Annotated in this window: 16 protein-coding genes; 4 read left to right on the top strand and 12 right to left on the bottom strand. The window is 48.3% G+C overall.

The features are described from left to right. Positions 1-107: 107 nt before the first annotated feature. From EJV45_RS04215 to EJV45_RS04165, 11 genes are all read right to left on the bottom strand, one after another. Entirely contained in the window at positions 108-1,028 is a 921-nt protein-coding gene (locus tag EJV45_RS04215; protein WP_129714402.1) for an FKBP-type peptidyl-prolyl cis-trans isomerase, read from the bottom strand. Between the two features lie 6 nt (positions 1,029-1,034). Then, positions 1,035-1,502 carry an FKBP-type peptidyl-prolyl cis-trans isomerase gene (locus EJV45_RS04210; protein ID WP_129714401.1) on the bottom strand — a complete coding sequence of 156 codons (468 nt, stop codon included), beginning with the start codon at positions 1,500-1,502 and terminating at the stop codon, positions 1,035-1,037. Positions 1,503-1,626: 124 nt separating this feature from the next. Continuing rightward, positions 1,627-3,417: an acyl-CoA dehydrogenase family protein gene (locus EJV45_RS04205; protein WP_129714400.1), complete on the bottom strand. Its 1,791-nt coding sequence runs from the start codon at positions 3,415-3,417 to the stop codon at positions 1,627-1,629. Between the two features lie 36 nt (positions 3,418-3,453). Then, complete coding sequence (locus EJV45_RS04200; RefSeq protein ID WP_205942324.1) at positions 3,454-3,804, bottom strand: four helix bundle protein; 351 nt, start codon at positions 3,802-3,804, stop codon at positions 3,454-3,456. 103 nt (positions 3,805-3,907) lie between these two features. Further along, positions 3,908-5,086 (bottom strand): acetyl-CoA C-acyltransferase, encoded by a 1,179-nt coding sequence (locus EJV45_RS04195; RefSeq protein ID WP_129714399.1) that lies wholly within the window; start codon positions 5,084-5,086, stop codon positions 3,908-3,910. A 53-nt stretch (positions 5,087-5,139) separates the two neighbouring features. Then, positions 5,140-5,505, bottom strand: a complete 366-nt coding sequence (locus EJV45_RS04190; protein WP_129714398.1) for a four helix bundle protein — start codon at positions 5,503-5,505, stop codon at positions 5,140-5,142. Between the two features lie 72 nt (positions 5,506-5,577). Then, entirely contained in the window at positions 5,578-7,983 is a 2,406-nt protein-coding gene (locus EJV45_RS04185; protein WP_205942323.1) for a 3-hydroxyacyl-CoA dehydrogenase/enoyl-CoA hydratase family protein, read from the bottom strand. 42 nt (positions 7,984-8,025) lie between these two features. Further along, positions 8,026-8,454, bottom strand: coding sequence for a MarR family winged helix-turn-helix transcriptional regulator (locus EJV45_RS04180; protein WP_129714396.1), 429 nt, complete (start codon positions 8,452-8,454; stop codon positions 8,026-8,028). 361 nt (positions 8,455-8,815) lie between these two features. Beyond that, positions 8,816-10,144: an OmpA family protein gene (locus tag EJV45_RS04175; RefSeq protein ID WP_129714395.1), complete on the bottom strand. Its 1,329-nt coding sequence runs from the start codon at positions 10,142-10,144 to the stop codon at positions 8,816-8,818. 188 nt (positions 10,145-10,332) lie between these two features. Beyond that, on the bottom strand, positions 10,333-12,054 hold the full coding sequence (ggt, locus tag EJV45_RS04170; RefSeq protein WP_205942322.1) for a gamma-glutamyltransferase: 1,722 nt from the start codon (positions 12,052-12,054) through the stop codon (positions 10,333-10,335). Further along, positions 12,020-13,792, bottom strand: coding sequence for a long-chain fatty acid--CoA ligase (locus EJV45_RS04165; RefSeq protein ID WP_129714394.1), 1,773 nt, complete (start codon positions 13,790-13,792; stop codon positions 12,020-12,022). Before EJV45_RS04165 ends, ggt begins: the two co-directional genes overlap by 35 nt. A gap of 228 nt (positions 13,793-14,020) precedes the next feature. On the opposite strand from EJV45_RS04165, the gene EJV45_RS04160 reads away from it, so the two are divergent. Then, positions 14,021-14,491: a hypothetical protein gene (locus EJV45_RS04160; protein WP_129714393.1), complete on the top strand. Its 471-nt coding sequence runs from the start codon at positions 14,021-14,023 to the stop codon at positions 14,489-14,491. 69 nt (positions 14,492-14,560) lie between these two features. On the opposite strand, the gene EJV45_RS04155 is transcribed toward EJV45_RS04160, so the two are convergent. Then, positions 14,561-16,387, bottom strand: a complete 1,827-nt coding sequence (locus tag EJV45_RS04155) for a PDZ domain-containing protein (protein ID WP_240755190.1) — start codon at positions 16,385-16,387, stop codon at positions 14,561-14,563. 320 nt (positions 16,388-16,707) lie between these two features. Between EJV45_RS04155 and EJV45_RS04150 the strand changes: the two genes are divergently transcribed. The 3 genes from EJV45_RS04150 to EJV45_RS04140 are packed head-to-tail and all read left to right on the top strand — an operon-like array spanning position 16,708 to position 22,290. Beyond that, the gene (locus EJV45_RS04150) at positions 16,708-17,826 is read left to right on the top strand and encodes an efflux RND transporter periplasmic adaptor subunit (protein ID WP_129714392.1); all 1,119 of its coding nucleotides are present in this window, start codon (positions 16,708-16,710) and stop codon (positions 17,824-17,826) included. Then, positions 17,823-20,969, top strand: coding sequence for an efflux RND transporter permease subunit (locus tag EJV45_RS04145; protein ID WP_129714391.1), 3,147 nt, complete (start codon positions 17,823-17,825; stop codon positions 20,967-20,969). The genes EJV45_RS04150 and EJV45_RS04145 overlap by 4 nt, the downstream gene beginning before the upstream one ends. 10 nt (positions 20,970-20,979) lie before the next feature. Then, the gene (locus tag EJV45_RS04140; RefSeq protein WP_129714390.1) at positions 20,980-22,290 is read left to right on the top strand and encodes a TolC family protein; all 1,311 of its coding nucleotides are present in this window, start codon (positions 20,980-20,982) and stop codon (positions 22,288-22,290) included. Positions 22,291-22,304: the final 14 nt, after the last annotated feature.

The raw sequence follows: 22,304 nt of genomic DNA, 5'->3' as shown, positions 1-22,304 counted from the left end.
ATTTTGGGTTGATTAACATCAACAGTCAGGGCTAGCCGGCGTCTAAAAGAAAAACGGTTGCTGCCTGTAAGCAACAACCATTTGAAAATTTTTCAGGGTTAAAAAACTTACTTAAAAACGGCTGATACGGCTCCAGCCGGCTGAGCATTGACCTCAGTTACCTCGACATCAAAATCAAGAACAGCATTTGGTGTAAGATCTTGTCCAGGGTCAAGACCATAGGCCAGGGCAGAAGGAATCAGTAACCTGATCTTACCGCCTTGCCCAATCTTGCCTGGTATCGTTTTATACCAGCCGGGGATCACGTTGCGAGGAAATTCAAATTCGATTGGATCTGTAGATTCCTGAATCTGTGTGCCATCTAAAAATCTTAGTTTATACTTCGCCTTAATGACGGAGTACGGCAGAACCGGCTTGGCTGCATCCCCAGCCTCACCCGGCTTTACGATATAATAAACGCCGCTTGCATCTTTCTGAGCGGTCAGGCCTTTATCGAGGAGGAATTTTTTAATGAGGTTATCATCCCGCTCGGCTTGTGTAGCTTCGGGATAGATTGTCAACTTGAAATCGATCACTTCATTTTCAGGAACATTGATCTGCGTGTCTCCATTTTTGCCGAAAGCCATGTGCGAGGGCAGCAGGATCCGTACTTCAGATCCCCGGTTAACAGACAACATGACCTTTTGAATGGCCTCGATCTGGACCCCCACAAAGGTGGCTGAATAGCCCACATAAGTTCCCAGGTTGTGCAGGGCAGACGACGAATAATACGTTACACCGGTTTTTAATGATTTGATCTCTCCCCGGTAAAATACAGAATCGGTATTTTTAAGCAGCTCGCCCGAGCCCTGCTTTGTCACAACATAATAGAAACCGCTTGGATCTTTCGTAGCGTTTAAGCCGTTTTTCTGCAGGTATTCCTGGATGATTCTCTCGTCTACGCTTTCGATCGATTCGTATTCTTTCTTGCAGGCAGTAAATACGACCGAGAACAGCAAAAGAACACCTAGTAAGTATTTTATTTTCATGAATTTCTATTGAGCTTTTATTAAATCTACATCGAAGTCAAGTATCGCATTTGGAGGAATGCTTCCGTAACCGGAACTTCCGTATGCATAGCCTGAAGGGATGATGAGCCTGACACGCCCACCGGGCTGTATCTTCGCCAGTCCGACCTGCCAGCCAAGGATTACGCCGGTATAACGGAAACTGATCGGGTCAGAACTTTTTTCAAATACTGTCCCGTCAAGCATCCTGCCGGTATAATTTGCGGATAACAGCGGGTTTGATCCGAAATTAACATTTCCCGACCCAGGTGTGATCACCTGATAATAAACACCCGATGGATCACGCACAGCCGGGATGTTGTTTTTAGCTATAAAATCCTTGATTATCTGTTCGTCGGCACGCGCTTGAGCATCAGCATCAAAAGTTTCTTTCTTCGCACACGACATGAATAAAATCCCGGCCATGAAGAAGGCCAGCACCCTGGTTTTTAACATAATTCACAAAAATAGTCTTTTAATACCGACCGGCCAATTTTTAACCAATTTTAACAAACCGCCATTGGCATCAAACCAAAACAAAAGCGCCCGGATCGTTCCGGGCGCTTCTGCATGCTGAGTGCTAGAAAATAAACTTATTGGCTTCGATCAGCCGCACAGCTACGCGCTGTCTCGCTTCTTTCACATTGAAAGGTTCCATCTTTGTATACCTGCGTAAGCCAACAAGCATCATACGTTGTTCATCTCCCTCAGCGAAAGCCCATAGCGCCTCTTTGCCAGCTTTAGACACGGCATCTACGGCTTCGACAAGATAGATGCGGAGTAGATCCAACTGCGCTTCGGTGGCTGCCTCCCCCCGGGTGTTGACCAGCTTTTCTGTGCGCAGCAAAGCTGATTCGGCTACATAAGCGTAACTTGCCATGTCGGCAATGTTCATCAGTATCTCCTGCTCCTTTGACAAGCTCATCATCAGTTTCTGCACGGCGGCGCCCGCAACCATCAGCGTTGCTTTTTTCAGGTTGCTGATGACCTTCTTTTCCGCAGTAAACAATGAAGTATCTTCTTCGCCAAAATCCGGAATCGCCATCAGCTCATTGGCCACAGCTGTCGCGGGCCCCATTAAGTCAAGCTCACCTTTCATGGCGCGCTTAAGCATCATGTCTACGGTTAACAGGCGGTTAATTTCGTTGGTACCTTCAAAAATCCTGTTGATCCTTGCATCGCGGTAGGCACGGTCCATTGGTGCATCGGCCGAAAAACCCATGCCTCCATAAATCTGCACCCCTTCGTCAACTACATAATCGAGCACTTCCGATCCCCATACTTTAAGAATGGCACACTCTACCGCAAATTGTTCGGTCGACTTGAGTTTGGCTTTCCCAGGTTCCATACCGCCGGCAACCAGCGATTCATATGCATCGTCAATATTTTGCCCCGCACGATAGTTAGCTGCATCAACCGCATACACCTTAGCTGCCATCTCGGCCAGCTTATAACGAATAGCACCGTATTTTGCAATCTGGCGGCCAAACTGCGTACGTTCATTCGCGTAGTTAACCGCTTTGCTGATCACTTCTTTAGAAGCCCCAATTGCTGCTGCCGCAAGTTTGATCCGGCCGATATTTAAAATATTCACGGCGATCTTAAAGCCGTTCTGCCTGTCGCTCAACATGTTTTCAGCCGGCACGACACAGTCGTTAAAAAACACCTGTCTTGTCGAAGACCCTTTGATACCCATTTTATGTTCTTCCGGGTTCATGGTAATACCGCCAAAATTCTTCTCAACAATAAATGCCGTGAGGTTTTCATCATTGTCGATTTTTGCGAATACAATGAACACGTCGGCAAAACCACCGTTTGTGATCCACATTTTCTGTCCGTTGATGATATAACTCCCGCCATCCTCAGACAATACAGCGCGGGTCTTTCCGGAATTGGCATCAGAACCAGAGTTTGGCTCGGTCAGGCAATAGGCTGCTTTCCACTCCCCGCTTGCCAGTTTGGGAATGTATTTTGCTTTTTGTTCCTCGCTGCCATAATAGAGAATAGGCAGCGTGCCGATACCCGTATGTGCGGAGAGTGCAACGGCAAATGAATGCCCGGCACCGACCACGTCGGCTACCAGCATGGAAGTATTGAAGTTTTTGCCGAAGCCACCGAATTCTTCGGGAACCGATACTCCGAGTATACCCAGCTCGCCGGCCTTGGTCAGCAATGCCGGCATCAGTTCCGGGTCTTCCTGTTTATCGATCCTGTCGAGATTCGGATATACCTCTGCCTCAAGAAAATCACGGCAGGTCTGCGCAATCATCTGCTGTTCCTCATCAAACTCTTCGGGAATGAACACATCTTCCCAGGAAGTTTCCCTGATCAGGAATTCACCTCCTTTAATGTTTTTGTTTGTTGTTTCCATTTGCTTCGCATGAGACAAAGGATGAAAGATAAAAGATTAAAGACCAGCCGATTTACCTGCAACCTGCCTCCTGAAAGCCGTGATTGCACGTTGTAATTGAATTGTTTGCTTCGTCACGTGCTCTATTTGAGCCAAATCGACTAAGCCCGCATTCGCGCAAATCATTAGCTGGGTCTCTAACTCAAATAGTGAACCTAGCGCTATTGAAAGATAATGTGCAAATTCCTTTTGTGATCCCCTGGAAGATCCTTCAGCAATATTGGAAGGAACCGAGATGACACATCGGGATATTTGGCTTCTTAATCCGAAACGTTCAGATTCCGGTAGTATACCCATTAGCAAATAAACATCATTAGCAAGAGTAATTCCGTCCTGCCAGATTCGCATCTTTCTGAAATTTTGCAGCCGCATCCTGGTCTTTTTTCCTTGATCTTTTTTCCTTGTTCGTCAGTAATTAAATATACGATTAATTTTCTTTATAAGTAAATAATTATAGCAATTCAAAAATGCCAGCAGCTCCCTGTCCCGTGCCGACACACATTGTGACCATACCGTATTTCTGGTTGCGGGCGCGGAGTTCGTTCATGATCTGCACGGTCAGTTTTGCTCCGGTGCAGCCCAGCGGATGCCCCAACGCAATACCGCCGCCATTTACATTAAGAATATCAGGATTGATACCCAGCTCGCGGACAATTGCTATTGATTGCGAGGCAAACGCTTCATTCAACTCGATCAGGTCGATCTGCTCCAGGCTCATCCCCGCCATTTTAAGCGCCTTCGGGATGGCCTCAATAGGACCAATACCCATGATTCTTGGCGGAACGCCGGCAACGCCATAACTGACCAGCCGCGCAATGGGCGAAACACCAAGCTCCTTTAACTTTCGCTCAGAAACAACAATAACAAATGCGGCTCCATCTGAGGTCTGCGAAGAATTACCGGCGGTTATTACACCCCTGGCATCGAAGACGGGTTTAAGCCTGGCAAGCTTTTCGAGCGTTGTGTCAGCGCGGGGCCCCTCATCTGTGTCGACAACGTACGAGCGGCTTTTGCGCTTCATATTTTCGTCGAGATAATTTTCGTTCACGGTAATGGGCAGCACACCTGCTTTAAGCCTTCCGTTTTTTGTTGCTTCAACAGCTTTTTGGTGGGAATTAAATGCAAAGGCATCCTGATCTTCACGGCTTACCTTGTACTCCCGGGCAACGGCCTCAGCAGTCAGTCCCATGCCCCAATACCAGTCGGGGTGTGTTTTTGCGACTTCAGGATTAGGCACAAGTTTCCATCCCCCGAAGGGCATACCCGACATGACCTCCACTCCGCCTGCAATGATACAGTCTGCCATTCCGGAGCGGATCTTTGCCACCGCGGTCGCAATCGTTTCGAGTCCGGAAGCACAATACCGGTTCACTGTTACCCCCGGAACTTTTTCCGTATCGAGGCCCATGAGCGAGATCATACGCCCGATGTTCAGACCCTGCTCTGCCTCAGGTGTAGCATTACCGACAATAACGTCGTCAATTTGTTCCTTATCCAGGCCCTCTACCGAGCCAACCAGTTCGCGGATCACGGTAGCCGCCAGGTCATCAGCCCGCATAAAACGAAATACGCCCCTCGGGGCCTTCCCGACCGCCGTTCTTAAACCAGCTATGATATACGCTTCTTGCATGATTGTTAAAAGTTAAAATTGAGATGTGAGATTTGAGATGTGAGATTTGAGATTCATTTCTTTACCCGTTTATTCAGTGTCCTCTGCAGACCAAAGGTCATTTTTTGTAACTCATCAATGTTTTCGAGAACCGGCTTTACGGTTTCGGCAGACAAGAATCCCAAACGGCAAGCAATAGCAAGTTGTGTTTGCAGTTCATATGAAGATCCGTTTGCTGTTCCTAAAAAGTTCACAAATTCTCTGTTTGAATTTCTGCTTGCGCCCTCAGCAATGTTTGATGAAATCGATACAGCTGCCCTTCGACTCTGACCAGACAGCCCAAAACGTTCTGCTAACGGATAGTCTGCGGTCAGCTTGTAAATATCGACTGTGAGGTAAATTGCCTTCGACCATATTTTTAAATCTTTTAAATTATTCATTGGGGATGATTTTATGTTTATTCAATTTGGATTTTAGTCTCAAGACTCAAATCTCATATCTCAAATCTCGAATTAATTTCTAAGCGGCTTTCCCTTCGTGATAATCGATTGGATCCGTTCGAGTGATTTGCGTTCGCCAGCCAGCGACAGAAATGCTTCGCGCTCCAGGTCGAGCAGATACTGCTCGCTCACTTCGGTTGGCGAAGAAAGGTCGCCGCCGCACATCACATAACCCAGCTTTTCAGATATTTTTTTATCATGTTCAGATATGTAATTACCTGCGAACATACTGTTTGCCCCGGCGTAAACAATGCCCAGCCCCTGCTTACCCAGAACACGGATGTCTGTACGCTGAACAGGTTTGGTATAACCAGCTTCGGCCAGCTCAATAGCCTTAGCCTTCGCATCTGCCAGCAGCCGGCTCCGGTTCATGGTAATGCTATACTTGCCTTTTTGAAGATAGCCAAGCTCAAAAGCCTCTTCACCTGAAGTGGAAACCTTAGCCATTCCGATTGTAAGAAAACGTTCCTTCAATGTATTCTGCGCAATCTGGTCATCTTTCAATTCGTCAGAAGCCCTGAGCGCAAATTCCTTGGTACCACCTCCTCCCGGTATAACGCCTACGCCAAATTCCACAAGACCCATATAGGTTTCTGCAGACAACTGCACATGATCTGCATGCATACTGAACTCGCAGCCCCCACCAAGGGTGAGGTTATGGGGCGCAACCACAACCGGGATAGCAGAGTAACGAAGACGCATGGACGTATTCTGGAACATCCGGATGGCCAGATTCAACTCGTCCCATTCCTGTTCTACCGCCATCATGAAGATCATACCTACATTCGCTCCCGCTGAAAAGTTTGCACCATCGTTTCCGATCACAACGCCGCGAAAATCCTTTTCTGCCAGGTCAATTGCTTTGTTGATTCCCTGTATCACATCACCACCAATGGTATTCATCTTGGTATGAAACTCAACATTGAGAATTCCATCACCAAGGTCGATCACTGACACGCCTGAGTTTTTCCAAACCGTTTTGCTGTCCCGCAGGTTGTCAAGAATAACAAATTCGTCCGTTCCCGGCACCGGTTGATAACTCCGGCTGCCCACATCATAGAACTGTTTCCTTCCACCTTCGATCCTGTAAAAGGATTCATGCCCTTGAGCAATCATCTCCTGTACCCAGGCGGCTGGCGTATGGCCGTACTGTTTCATCCCTTCAACAGCGGCTTTTAAACCGACGGCATCCCAGAGTTCAAAAGGTCCGAGTTCCCAGCCGAAGCCGGCGCGCATGGCATCGTCTATGCGGTAGAGCTCATCTGATATTTCAGGAATGCGGTCAGATACATATTCAAACAAACCGAACGAAGAATGGCGAAACAGCTCTCCGGCCTTATCCTTCGCACCTGCAAAAATTTTCATCCGCTCGCGCAGGTTTTCAACCGGTTTGGTCTGTTCGAGCGTAGCTGATTTAACCTTCTGCGAAGGTTTATAGTCCAGCGTCTTCAGGTCGAGCGCCAGGATTTCACTTTTGCCGCTTTCCCCTTTTACTTTTTTATAGAATCCCTGGCCGGTCTTATCGCCAAGCCAGTTATTCGCTTCCATTTTCTGAACAAAGTCAGGAAGTTTGAACAATTCGCGGGCTTTATCTTCCGGACAATTGTCATAGAGACCTTTGGCTACCTTGATCATGGTATCCACACCAACTACATCAGATGTACGGAATGTAGCAGATTTAGGCCTGCCGAGCGCCGGACCGGTGAACTTATCCACTTCCTCAACGGTCAGATCAAGCTTCTCTACCAGATGCAGCAGAGCCATGATCGAATACACGCCCACCCTGTTTGCAATAAAAGCAGGCGTATCTTTACACCGCACAGTCGTTTTCCCGAGGAATTTGTCGCCATAGTGCATCAGGAAGTCAACGACGTCCGGACGCGTGAATTGAGTCGGAATAATCTCGAGCAGGCGCAGGTAACGCGGCGGGTTAAAAAAATGGGTTCCGCAGAAATGAGCCTTAAAGTCTTCGCTTCGCCCCTCAGTCATCAGGTGAATGGGAATGCCTGATGTATTTGAGGTAATCAAAGTTCCGGGTTTGCGAAAACGTTCAACCTGTTCGAACACCTTTTTTTTGATATCGAGGTTTTCTACCACGACCTCAATTACCCAATCGCATTTTTCGATAAGTGCCATATCGTCATCAAAATTTCCGGTTTTGATGCGGCTAAGAACTTTTTTCGAATAGACAGGCGATGGATTGGTTTTCACGGCTGTCTGCAGTGCCGTTTCAACAATCCTGTTTTTTACTTTGGGGTTATCGATTGCCAATCCCCTGGCCTTCTCTTCTTCAGAGAGTTCTTTCGGCGCTATATCAAGCAAAAGGACTTCGGTGCCGATATTCGCAAAATGACAGGCAATGCGAGAACCCATAATGCCTGAGCCGAGTACGGCTACCTTATTAATCGTTCTTTTCATCAATACTTGGTTTTATGATGAGTGTATAAAAGGCTTACCGGATCAAACCGGATAGGCCAGCGTAACTTCATTTAGTTTTACAAGCAAGGCGATAAATTGTTCTTTTTCTTTTTTTGAAAAATGACCGTCAAGATATTCGTTAAACTGCCGCACTACATTTTTAGCTTCCTGTCTTTTCTCGCGCCCGAAATCTGTTAAAAAAACCTTCACCGAACGCTTGTCGCCCAAGGCCGTTTCGCGGTAAATCAATTTCAGATCTTCCATGTTGTTCAGCATGCGCGAAAGGCTTGTTGCCTTCACACCGAGCAGTCCTGCCAGTTGCGATACCGCGCTACCCTGCTCATCAATATTGATCAGCATGTAACCGATAGCCTGTGTTATACCAAATCCGGCTGCCATCTGGTTGTACTTATTAAACATGTTCTGCCAGGCAAACTTGATATGGTAATCGATGGTCTGATGCTGCTTCATTTTTTCGAAATTATTATGCTTGCATAACAAAGTTAACGAACGGTTATCTATAATGCAAGTGCCTGTTGCAGAATTTTGAAAGAATAAAAAACAGCAACGAGACGACCTGTCAGACGGTAATGCAGTGAATTATTTCGAAGCATACAGCGCCTGTTGCTGCACAGGTCTGAAGATAAAGAGACGATTGCCGCGAGATATGGCAGTTCCTGAACCGGGTGTCAGTGTCTTAAGGATACGCGTAATTAACCGGATAAAACCGGGCAATCTGACCGTCGCTGTATACAGCCTACGAACAGCACCGGCGTTCAACAAAAAAAGCCCCGCCGTAAAAACGACAGGGCTCTTCTATTCGTGTGATTGTTTAAAACAAGGTAAACTCTACCCTTCTGTTTTTCTGACGACCCGCTTCGGTAGCGTTGGTCGCAATTGGCTGAGACTCACCATAGCCGGTAGCTTCGATCCTTGAAGCATTTGCACCCTGCGATACCAGGTAAGCTTTGATCGATTCTGCGCGGTCTTTTGAAAGTTTCAGGTTATATGAATCGCTTCCCTTGCTGTCGGTATGACCGGCAAGTTTCAGACTGAAATTTTTCTCGATTAGCAGCGCTGCTACACGGTTCAGTGTCGGATAAGATCTGGCACGGATGGTAGCTTTATTGAAATCAAACTCAAGATTTTTGATCGCGTCTGCTACGACTTTGCGGTCAGCCTCAGTGATCACAACTTTTTCTACCGGAGCAGGTACTTTAAGCGGACAGCCTGATCCGTCAACAACCGTATTTGCTGGGGTGCCTGGGCATTTATCCAGCTTATCAGCTACACCATCTCCATCGGTATCCTTAAAGGCATCAGCCAGCTCTGCCCGCAGACGAGCATTGTCAGATTTCTGCGCATCCAGTTCAGATTTGAGGGCGGCAGCAGTTTGTTTTGCCTGCACAGCCTCATCGTAAGTTACGGCAACCGGATTATGGAAGGCCAATTGTTTACCCTGTCCGAGCGCAAACTCCAGACCTGCATAGGCGTAATTGTATTTATCATTGCTTGTGCCCATGTAGGTACCATCCAGGTTATCGCCGTCTACGAAGTTGATCGTCCAGCCGAGATCAATGTTAACCCCGTCAGAAACCTTGAATTTTGCACCCAGGCCAACCGGAATTATCAGTTCGCTGATGGTTTTTCCCGGAGCATACTCCCTCATACCTGAACCTGTGTTGATAGATGGCTTATATCCTGCCAGACCTGCACCTACCGAACCAAAAAGCTGCAGCGCGTCTTCCTGTCTGAACAGATCGATGTTAAACATGTTTACTACAGCATTCAGGGATCCTGAATAGGTAAGTTTCGTATCAAACTCGCGTACGCCACTGGTGTTACTTACACCGCTATCATATGGTTCTGAATTGTCGCCTTTCAATCTGCCGCCAACACCATCCAAACGCAGGGAGAAATAGTTGGTGAATTGTTTTTTGATATAGATTCCGTAACCAAGATCTGATTTCCAGTTAGAGAAATCATTTTTTCCGCCGAGAGGCGAGATTGGCGACAAGACACCTACGTTTGCACCAACAGACCATGTTCTGAACTGAGTGGGGGATGACTTTGCCGATGTTGTCTGCTGCGCCTGAACGGCAGAGGCTGCAAATAGTGCAGCAACAGCAACAGGTAGGCACTTGAATAAACTGTTTTTCATAATTGTTACTTGAGTTAGTAAGCGTTGAGTTTCTTATACAGCTCCCCAAAACAATTGCCGTACCAATGCATGAAAATTTTACAAAACTTAAGGCGCCGCCGCGTGTTAGCGATTGTCATGTTTTTCAGCTGTGCAGGCAGGGTAACAACGATGTGTATTTTTTTGTATACAAGTAACAGCCTGCGGCACTACCACGCGGCTGCACTGTCATCACCCCGGGGGTCTGCCCCAGCCTCGTAGTAACCCCACTTGTTTCTCAGAATGGCATCGACACGACCAATATTTCCGCGCTCCACAAGTCGGTACCCCTTGTTTGTAAGCTTTCTATGTGTCAGGCTGTCGATTGCTTCCTTTTCCAGATATACCTCATCAGGAAGCCATTGGTGATGGAATTTACGGGCATTAACTGCAGCCTGCATGCCCATATCGAAATCAACAACATTAACGATCGTTTGAAAAACCGAGGTGATGATGGTCGATCCGCCGGGCGTTCCCACCACCATAAACAGCTTTCCATCTTTTTCAACTACCGTAGGTGTCATCGAGCTGAGCATGCGTTTGCCGGGCGCAATGGCATTCGCTTTTCCCCCTACCAGCCCATACATGTTTGGCGAGCCGGGTTTTACAGAAAAGTCATCCATTTCGTTGTTCAACAAAAAACCAGCGCCTTTCACCACGACGTTCGAGCCATAAGAACCGTTTAGCGTCGTTGTGATGCTGACGGCATTGCCATTTCTGTCTACAACAGAGAAATGGGTTGTCTCTTCATGCTCGGGCGCAGCCGCAAGCCCCGCAGCAATCTGAGCGCTGTTACCGGAACGTTCCCAGGTAAATCCCGCCATTCGCTGCGTGTTGTAATTTTCATTGAGAAGTTGGTGTTGCGGGACCGGATGAAAGTCAGGATCGCCGAGATGCGCTGCCCGGTCGGCATAGACTCGGCGTTCGGCTTCAACCATAAGCTGTATAGTCGAATCTTTGTTAAAGCCCCAGCGCCGCAGCGGATAGGGCTCGACCATCTGAAGCAGTTGCATCAGCGCAATGCCACCGCTTGATGGGGGAGGCATCGTAATAATTTTTAGTCCGCGGTAAATACCCGTTACCGGCGTCCGCCACACAGCCCGGTAGGCACGAAGGTCTGCCGCAGTCATGATACCTCCGCCGCGCTGCATTTCCTCAACGATCAGCCGGGCTACAGGTCCGTCGTAAAATCCTGCGGCGCCGCGTTCAGCAATATGGGCCAGGGTCGCTGCCAGTTCCTGCTGCACCAGCAAATCTCCTTCTTTCCATGTGCCTGCTGCTTTGACCAGGGCTGTTCCAAGCAGGTTATATTGTCTGAAACCGGCCGCCTGCCCGTTTAGCTCTTCTGCACCCCGTGCCGAAAGTTTATAACCGCCGGCAGCCAGCGCAATTGCGGGCGCAAGCAGCGTCTTCCAGCTTAACTTCCCATAACGTTTGTGGGCAGCCTCCATTCCGGCCACCGAGCCGGGCACGCCAGCCGCGAGATGCCCGAAAAGGCTTTTTTCTACAACCGGATTCTGCAGACTATCCAGATACATGTCGCGTGTTGCAGCAGCCGCAGCCTTCTCCCTGAAATCCAAAGCCGCTGTTTCGCCGGCCGCACTACGGTACACCATGAATCCGCCGCCGCCAAGATTACCTGCATTCGGGTAAACAACCGCCAGTGCAAACTGCACCGCTACCGCAGCATCGACCGCATTGCCACCCTTTTTCAGAATCTGCAGACCTGCTTCACTGGCGTAGCGGCTGGCACTGACCACCATACCCTGCCTGTACTCCTGGTGCGTAGAACGGCCTAGCTGCCCGCCTGCGCAGGAAGTCAGTACAAGCGTAAAAAATAAATACAGCAGTATATTGTTAATGATTTGCGGCAGCCTTGTTGCGTTCAGCATCTTCGTAAAGTTTCTCTATCTTTTCCTTGTTTTTTTCAAGAATCACTTTACGCTTCAGACTGAGTTTTGGTGTCAGTTCACCCCCATCTATGCTCCATTCTTTTGGCAGGAGGATAATCTGTTTCACCTGTTCCCAGCGTCCGAACTCCTGGTTATAAGCTGTGATCAGTTCCATATAACGGGATTTTACCTGATCGTTCTGCACAATGTCGTCGCTGCTTACGTATGTGATTCCTTTTTTGGCGCACCAGTTTTTCAGTGCTTCGAAAGCCGGAACAACGAGCGCCGACGGAAATTTACGATTTTCCCCGAGAACCATCACCTGTTCAATAAGCGGGGACTCCTTAAACTTATTTTCAAGGATCTGCGGGGCGACGTATTTTCCTCCCGCAGTTTTGAACATTTCTTTCTTGCGGTCGGTTATTTTGAGGAATTTACCATCCATAAGCTCACCGATATCACCGGTATGGAACCAGCCTTCGCTGTCTATAGCTTCTGCAGTAAGTTCAGGTTTATTGTAATATCCTTTCATGATGTGATGCCCACGGGTCAGTATCTCCCCATCCGGAGCGATCCTGATTTCGACACCATTCAGCGCCGGACCAACCGTTCCAAACTTCGTTTCGCCGAAACGGTTCACAGCGATAACCGGCGAGGTTTCAGTAAGTCCATACCCTTCAAATACAGGCAAGCCGGCAGCCCAGAATATCCGGGCAAGCTTCGGGTTCAGGGCGGCTCCGCCGGAAATGATCACCCGGATGTTTCCACCCAGCGCCTCCTGCCATTTTTTAAATACCAGCTTCCGGGCAACCGAAAGTTTAGTCCGGTACCACCAGCCCTTATCCATATCAAAAACATTGGCAAGGTTAAGGGACCAGAAGAATATGCCCCGCTTCGCACCTGTAAGGGCCTTCCCCTTTTCCATAATCTTATCGTATACTTTTTCAAGCAGGCGGGGTACCGTGGTAAAGACATGCGGTTTAATGTGCTGAATATCTGCTACAATAGTTTCCATGCTCTCCGCATATGATATCGAAACGCCGGAATACAGATACAGGTAAATAACCATCCTTTCAAAAATATGTGACAGCGGCAGAAAACTGAGCGCAGTCTCTATCCCTTCGGGAAGAATGATCGCCGAATTCAGGAAGTTCTGAACCAGGTTAGCATGCGTCAGCATGACACCTTTAGGTGTGCCGGTAGTGCCGGAGGTATAGATCAACGTAAGCACATCTTCAGGTCTGACGGCAGCCCTGTAGGCATCCAGGTCAATCTGAGCTGAACGGCCGTTCCTGGCAAGTTCTTCCCAGCCGGCGGCACCGGGAACGGCATCAAATGTGTAAATCTTCAACCCTTCTACTCCGGCTTTGATAATTTTTTCGTACAGTTCTGAGTTGGCAACAAATACGACAGATACCCCTGCATCCTTCAGAATGAAACTAATATCATGTTCAGCCAGCGTGGGGTACAGCGGTACCTGAAAGGCGCCCAGCTGGTTAATCGCAAAATCAGTGATATTCCATTCAATCCGGTTGGGAGACATCACCGCCACTTTCGAGCCCTTACCTACCCCCTGCGCTACAAGTCCTTTACTCAGGTTATTTACGGCTTCACAAAACTGGCTGGTGCTGAAAGTTCTCCATTTGCCGCCGATCTTGTCGCTAAGAAAATTATTCTTTGGAAATTTCTCCAGGCTGTGTTGCAGGAGGTCGAAAACCCTGGTTACCGCTGTTGCCATAATTAATGATATTGGTTAGTGCTAAACAGCCATGCAGGGAAGGCTGTTTCCCAAATCTAATAAATTCTATGCATGCATAAAAATTTTTAGCAGGTACAACTGTGTTCTCACTGGTGTCGAAACCGCCCTCTAACAGCAAAAACCTGAAAATGTTCAACAAAAGCTGCTGCGGCACAAAAGTTGTTAAACATGGAAAACAGAAATTACATCTTAAAAAACTATCTGATTATGAAAAAAGTATTTTTTACGCTCATGGGATGCCTGGCCTTCATGCTTGTTACCACCAGTTCATTCGCACAAAGAGGAAGCTCGTACCGTACGGCTTTGGGTATGCGGATTGACGCAGGTGATGGCGCAACCGGCGTTGGCTTCAATCTTAAACACTTTTTCACCCGTCACGACGCGGTAGACGCCAACCTGGTTTTCTTCAATAATGTAGTAGGTCTTGGTGCTGAGTATCAGTACAATGCTCCGATCGCAGGCGCCTCAGGACTGCAATGGTACCTGGGCCTTGGTCCGAACTTCCTGTTTGGCGACGGCGTAACTGCTGTTCAGATCCGTCCGGTTGCAGGTCTTGATTTCAAAATCCCAAGTGCTCCCATCGATTTTGCTTTTGACTGGCGCCCGATGTTTACGCTTACCCAGGGTACGGACTTTACTGCAGCGCGTTTTGGGATCTCGTTAAGATACGCATTCTAAACACACCTATACTGAAACAAAAAAGACCTGTACAGAAATCTGTACAGGTCTTTCTTTTTTAGTGGCTAACTATATACCCATCCATTTCCTTAGCACGGCTTTCTGTGCCTCGCTCGCATTCTCTTTTATTGTTGCCTTTACGCGAACAGCCGGATTTGCTTTCAGCGTAAGCGTAATCTGGCGTTCAAGCCCCGCACGCAGAATGCGCAGGTTAACTTTATCACCTACTTTTTTATCAGCTATAGGAGCCAGGATATCCAGATTAACACGCGGGCTCTGAAGGCGCACGGTTGACAAAATATCTGATACGTCGCGACCATCTACACTTAACACGATATCATTTACGTTCAGGCCATCATCCCAGGCTGCTGAATTACGATTCACACCTGTAATGGTGAAAGCTCTGCCAATTTCGGCGCTGGCACCGGTGGTTGCAGTAATTTTACCTTTGTTGTCGTCTACAGCTTCGATACCGGCATAACCCAGGTATTTGGTGTATTCCACTTCATCGGTCCCGTTTACATATTTAGTCCAGAAGTCGGTAAAACTTACACCCGCCGTCTGCTCTACGCAAGCCTTGAATTCAGCATCGGTGTAGCCTTTGCCATTCTTTTTCACCTGCCAGTACATGGTTTTCATGACATCATCGAGGCTTTTGGCGCCCTTGCTCGCGCGGATGATCTCAAGATCCATAAGCAGACCAATTACCTCACCCTTGCTGTAATAAGAAATTGAATTGTTTCTTGAATTTTCGTTCGGACGGTAGCCGATAATCCAGGCATCATAACTGGACGCTGCTGCAGACTGCACACGTGCTCCGGGTGTGTTCACAACTGTGCCTACAGCCCCCGCAAGTTTCGTGACGAATTGCTCAGGCGTAAGGAAACCTGCCCGCAGCATAAATTTATTCTCGTAATAAGATGTAAAACCTTCAGCAACCCACAGGTTGGTCGTGTAATTTTCGTTATCGTAATCAAAGGGGCCCAGTGCTACAGGACGAAGGCGTTTTACGTTCCATAAGTGATGGTATTCATGCGCAACAAGATCAAGAAATCCTTCGTAGCCCTTTGCCGTACCATAACTATCCCTGGTAACTTCAAGCGTAGTCGAATTCAGGTGTTCTAAACCACCGCCGCCGCGCTCAACATTATGTACAATAAAGACATAATATTTATTAGGATTCTCACCGTAAAGCGCGGTTGCCTGTTCAACAATTTTTGGCATATCGGCCTGCAAACGGGCTTTATCATAGTTACCCTGACCAACCATCGCTACTTCGTGCTTTACACCGGCTGCCATGAACTCAAATACATCCTGGTTACCAACCTCGATCGGGCTGTCGTAAAGGAGATCAAAATTCGGCGCGCTATAAGTGAACTTTTGTCCGGAAACAGGCTGAAGACCGGTTGAAACGGCCGACCAGGTTTTAAACGGAACAATCTTTACTGTGCTCGGACTTGAAATCATGCCGTCGGGATGCATAAATATGCCGGTTGGAGACAAAAATGCATGATCCGCGTCGATATATGGCGTCCGTACCGACAGTTCGAATGCGTAGACCCGGTAGCTGATCCTGACATTTTTTGCTGACCCGTTAAATATTCGCCAGGCATTCTTGCGAACCTTCTCCACGCGCAGTTTTTTGCCTGATGCTGTTGCTGCAAAGCCTTCAACGCTCTTTTCAAACTCGCGAACCAGGTATGAGCCCGGCGTCCATACCGGCATTTTTACGTCGACAAAGTTTTTTGAAAGCCCTGACAAAGACATTTCGACTTCCGCATAATGCGCCTGAGGCTCGCGGAAACTAACTTCAAATGCAATTTTTACCTGGGCAGTTGTAGTCATAGCAGCAAAAAGGAGCAGAACTGCCCCGATAAGTTTTTTTGGGTGAACCATAAGAATAGTGATTTGCGCAAAAATAGCGGATTGGTATTGATTACAAAAGAAATATCGGCCCTGCTGTAACAAGGTGAATACGGTTCGGAACACCCCGCCTTTGAAAAGGGGCATCTGACCCGGAATTGGCCGTTTTCATTGCAATTCAAGAGGCAGAATAGCCGCTTAAACAGGCTGTAACATACTTAATACATCCCCAATCGGCTGATTTTATTGAATATTTTTGTCTTTGGACAGGGAAATCCGCCCGGAGTAAACTTTGAAACCAGCGAAGTGTTCCCCAATAGATACACGCAGGTCCTGCAGGAACGAAATACACGATGAAAAAAAGATATATTTTTTATGCTTTACTGGCCATGGGTCTTGCCTACCTGGTTTATTACAGGATCGGACAAAACAGGAAACAGGCAGAGGGCGGACCAGGCGGCAGGGGCGCAGCGGGTGCCAAGGGGGGACCGGGAGGTGCAGGCGGCGGAATGAGGGTTGACGGCATCGTTGCCCGCAGACAGGACTTCAATAATCAGCTTGAGGTTACAGGAACCATTGATGCAAATGAATCCGTTCAGTTGCAAAGCGAGGTTCCGGGTCTGATTACCAAGATAAACTTCCAGGAGGGCAGCGTGGTGAAGAAAGGCACTATGCTGGTACAGATAAACAACCGGGATATACTTGCCCAGCTGCAGGAAGCCCTGACAAAACAGAAACTTTCTGCCACCAATGAGAACCGCGCCAAACAATTGCTTGCCAAGGGTGCAATCAGCCAGGAAGAATATGACACCAGCCTGGCCGATCTCCGATCACTGCAGGCACAAACACAACTGATCCGCACTCAGCTTGCGCGTACCAGCATCTATGCGCCGTTTAACGGGCGCGTCGGTTTACGCAATGTTTCGCAGGGCGGGTACCTCACGCCGGGCACGGTGATCGCAAACCTTGTTAACACAGATCCGGTCAAAATCACTTTCTCGGTGCCTGAGAAATATACTGGCCGAATCCGTACCGGCTCAACGATCTCTTTTCATACAGACGCTTCAGAAAAAAACTATACAGGGACCGTTTTTGCAATCGAGCCCGGAATCAATACCCAAACACGTACCCTGCAGATCCGGGCGCGTGCTGCCAATCCGGGCAATGAATTACTTCCCGGTTCTTTTGCGCGCATTCAGATTACGCTTGAACGCATTCCGAATGCAATCCTGGTGCCTACCGAAGCCATCGTTCCGGTTATGAAAGGAAAAGTTGTGTTTCTCAAAAAAGGCGGCAAGGCTGTAGAAACGCCTGTTGAAACGGGAACCCGGACGGCAGCAAATATTCTTGTCACAACGGGCATTCAGCCCGGAGATACCGTACTGACCACAGGTATGATGTCTATAAAAGATGGCGCTCCCGTAAAGGTTAACGTTGCTAAGGAAAAAGAAGAACAGAGCCCAGGAAAATGAGTATTTCGACCACCAGTATCAAACGGCCCGTTCTGGCCATTGTTATGAACCTGATGCTGATCCTTTTCGGGGTTATCGGCTATACGTTCCTTGGCATCCGGGAATACCCGTCTATTGACCCAACCGTTGTCTCTGTACGAACATCTTACCCTGGTGCGAACTCTGACATTATTGAGTCTCAGATTACCGAGCCGCTTGAAAAGTCTATCAACAGCATTGACGGGATCCGGAACATTTCATCGTCAAGCAACCAGGGAGCAAGCAATATTTCAATCGAGTTTGAACTTGGAAAGAATATCGAAGAAGCGGCGAATGACGTGCGGGATAAGGTTTCGCAGGCCGGCCGTTATCTTCCGCGTGATATTGATGGTCTTCCGGTTGTGAGTAAGGCAGATGCCAACTCTGATCAAATTCTTTCCATGACTATCCAGAGCGAAAAGCGAAACACGCTTGAGCTGAGTGATTTTGCTGAAAACGTAATTGCAGACCGAATTCAAACCATACCAGGGGTCAGCAGTGTGCAGATCCAGGGACAGCGGAAGTATGCCATGCGTATCCGGATCGACCCGAACAAACTGGCGGCTTACGGCCTGACTTCCCAAGACCTGGTTGCGGCGCTTGACCGCGAAAACGTGGAACTTCCGTCAGGAAAAATTACGGGTGAGGCGACCGAGCTGACGGTCAAAACCATGGGCAAACTAACTACGCCCGAAGAATTCAACAACCTGATCATTCAGAGTGAAACAAATAATGTAGTTAAGTTAAGCGATGTGGCCTACGCGGTACTTGGGCCCGAAAATGAAGAAACGATCCTGCGTGAATCGGGCAAACCGATGGTTGCCGTTGCCATCATTCCCCAGCCAGGCGCTAATTACCTTGAAATATCGCAGGAATTCTATAACCGTTTCGACAAACTCAAGGCAGATATGCCTAAAGACATCGTGCTGAAGGTTTCGCAGGATAACACATTATTCATCAAAAAATCAGTGACCGAGGTGGCAGAAACCATCCTGCTTTCGCTCGTACTGGTTATCCTGATCATTTACCTGTTTTTCCGTGACTGGGCAATCGCTTTCAGGCCGCTTATTGATATCCCGGTATCGCTCATTTTCACGTTTTTCATCATGTACATTATGGGTTATTCCATTAATGTACTTTCACTTCTTGCAATTGTACTGGCAACAGGTCTCGTGGTCGATGACGGGATCGTGGTTACCGAGAATATTTTCAAAAAGGTAGAGGAAGGAATGACACCTTTCGAAGCGGCAATCAAAGGTTCAAACGAGATTTTCTTCGCCGTGATTTCCATTTCGATTACGCTGGCGGCGGTGTTCCTGCCGGTTATCTTTCTGCAGGGATTCGTTGGGCGGCTGTTCCGCGAATTTGGTGTCGTTATCGGCGCTGCAGTCTTGATCTCTGCATTCGTGTCGCTTACACTTACGCCGATGCTGAACGCCTACCTGATGAAAAAAGGGGGTCATAAGCCTTCCAGGTTCTATAATTTTACCGAACCGTATTTTGTTCGGCTGAACGAAGCGTACCGTTCCAACCTCAATTCCTTTCTTGCCCGGCGCTGGATGTCAGTTCCGATCATCCTTGTTTGCGTCGGACTCATTTTCCTCTTCTGGAAACTCTTACCCAAAGAAACCGCCCCATATGATGACCGGAGCGCGATAAACATGAACGTGACCACTCCCGAAGGCTCTTCCTTTGCATTCACAGACCGCTTTATCATGAAAGTCGGCAAACTGGTTGAGGATTCGGTTCCGGAGAAAAACGTGAATATTACGATATCATCGCCCAGTTTTGGCGGCTCGGGTTCGGTGAACAGTGGTTTTGTACGTATGGGCCTTGTAGAGCCGTCTAAACGCGAGCGCAGTCAAAAGCAGATTGCAGACAAGCTGACCAGCATGACGCGGAAGTTTTCAGAAGGTAAAGTAATTGTTAGCCAGCAACCAACCATTTCGGTGGGTCGCCGCGGCGGAAGTCTGCCCATCAGTTATATTATCCAGGCGCAGAATTTTGAAAAGCTTCGGGAAAAGGTACCTCAGTTTATGGAAGAGGTATCAAAAAATCAGATTTTCACGGTTTCAGATGTCAACCTGAAATTCAATAAACCGGAAATTGACCTGACTATAGACAGGGACAAAGCCCGGAATCTTGGCGTTTCTGTAGTTGATATTGCGCAGACCTTGCAGCTTGGTCTCAGCGGGCAACGTTTTTCCTACTTTTTTATGAACGGAAAACAATACCAGGTGATCGGGCAGTTTGATCTGGCCGACCGGAAAGATCCACTCGACCTGAGCTCTGTATACGTGCGTAATGATAAGGATCAGCTGATCCAGCTGGACAATCTTGTATCAGCAAAAGAACAAAGTAGTCCACCGCAGTTATACCGGAACAACCGCTTTATCTCAGCAACGGTATCTGCCGGTCTTGCGCCCGGCGTAAGCATTGGTGAAGGAATTGATGCGATGGACCAGATTTCAGAAAAAGTGCTCGATGACAGTTTTTCTACTGATCTGGGCGGCGAATCGCGCGACTTTAGAGAAAGTTCTTCAAACACCGTTTTTGCCTTCGGTCTCGCCCTGCTGCTGGTTTATCTGATTCTATCGGCCCAGTTCGAAAGCTTTAAAGATCCTGTAATCATCATCATGACGGTACCGATGGCGGTTGCGGGAGCCTTCCTTTCGCTGTGGTTATGCGGGCAAAGCTGGAACATCTTTAGCCAGATCGGAACGATCATGCTGATCGGCCTGGTTACAAAGAACGGTATCCTGATTGTGGAATTTGCCAATCAGCTGAAAGAAGAAGGAAAACCTGTGCATGAAGCCATCCGCGAGGCGGCCGTTTCGCGCCTGCGCCCGATCCTGATGACAAGTCTGGCCATTGCTATCGGCGCACTTCCCATTGCCATGGCGCTCGGTGCTGCTGCAAAAAGCCGGATGAGCATGGGCACCGTGATTGTAGGTGGAACTTTGTTCTCACTCGTACTGACCCTGTTCGTAATCCCTGCTATCTACTCATACTGGTCTAAGCCTTTGAAACATAATGACGCCCGCAAAAATGAACTGCAGGCTGCACTGGCCGAAGAAGCCCGTGCCAATCAGGAAAAGCAACTGGAAGAACAAGGCCAGGTTTAGGGAGAAACACATGAAAAAACATCTATATCTTCTGGTCAGCTTAGTATTCTGTCTTCCGGCGGCCCTTGCGGCACAGGAACTGCTCACCCTGCAGGAAGCAATACGAATCTCGCTGGAGAACAACTACGACATCAAACTAACCCGCAATACAGCAGCCATAGCAAGCAACAACGTGAATCCGGCGAACGCCGGTATGCTTCCGGTGCTTACCGGCGATCTCAGTACGGGCGGGGGGCGCCAGAACACAAGGCAGACGCCGGCCAATGGCCCTGACCGCGTGATTACCGGGGCACGAAGTACCAACCTGGCCTATGGAGTCAACCTTGGCTGGACCGTATTTGACGGCTTCAGTATGTTTGCAGCATATGGCCGGCTGAAGGAGCTGGAGAAACAGGGCCAGGTAAATATCCGGGCCACCGTCATCACGAACATTGCTGACGTTATTTCGACCTATTATGATATTGTGCGCCAGGAACAGCTGCTGAGCGCGGCAGACAGCACGCTCGATGTATCGCGCATGCGGCAGCGTATTGCAGACAACAAACTGCAGCTGGGGCGCGGCTCCAAACTTGATGTGCTTACCGCCTCGGTCGATTATAACGCTGACACCTCAGCATACCTCCAGCAGAAAACAGCCCTGGCCAATACAAAGGTGCGGCTAAACCAGCTATTGGCCCGCGATCTTCAGGCGCAGTTCGAAGTTGACGAGAAAATAGAGATTGACCAGACCCTGGTTTATACTACGCTTGAATCACTTACAGAACAGCAGAATCCTGATATCAGGAATGCTTTCATCAACAGGCGCATTGCCGAACTCACGCTGAAAGAAGTGCGCGGCCAACGTTATCCGACCATTGCTGTGAACGGCGGTTACGAACGTTCAAGAAGCACCAGCCCGACCGGTTTTAACCAGCGCTTTCAGGCCAACGGCTTTACTTATGGCCTGACTGCGGGCTTAAATATATTTAACGGATTTCTGCAGCGCCAGAATGAGCGTAATGCAAAACTCGATATCAACAATGCTCAGATCAGTCTTGAGAAAACCCGCCAGGATGTGAAATCTTTGCTGTTATCCGCATATCAGAACTACCAGAATTTCATTGAACTCGTAAAACTTGAGCGTAGAAACGTCGATCTGGCGCGCCAGAATCTCGATATCACACTCGAAAAATACCGGCTGGGAAGCATTCCTCCGCTCGAATTGCGCGAAGCACAGAAAAATGCACTCGATGCTGTCTCCAGGTTTGTCGAAATCGAGTATCAGGCTAAAATTGCCGAGATCACCCTTCGTGAGATCAGCGGCAGCATTGACATTCAATAGAATTGCCTTATATT

The organism is Pedobacter sp. SYP-B3415 (assembly GCF_004138205.1).
In the GTDB taxonomy this organism is placed as follows: domain Bacteria; phylum Bacteroidota; class Bacteroidia; order Sphingobacteriales; family Sphingobacteriaceae; genus Pedobacter.
This window is presented reverse-complemented; position numbering and strand designations above follow the sequence as displayed.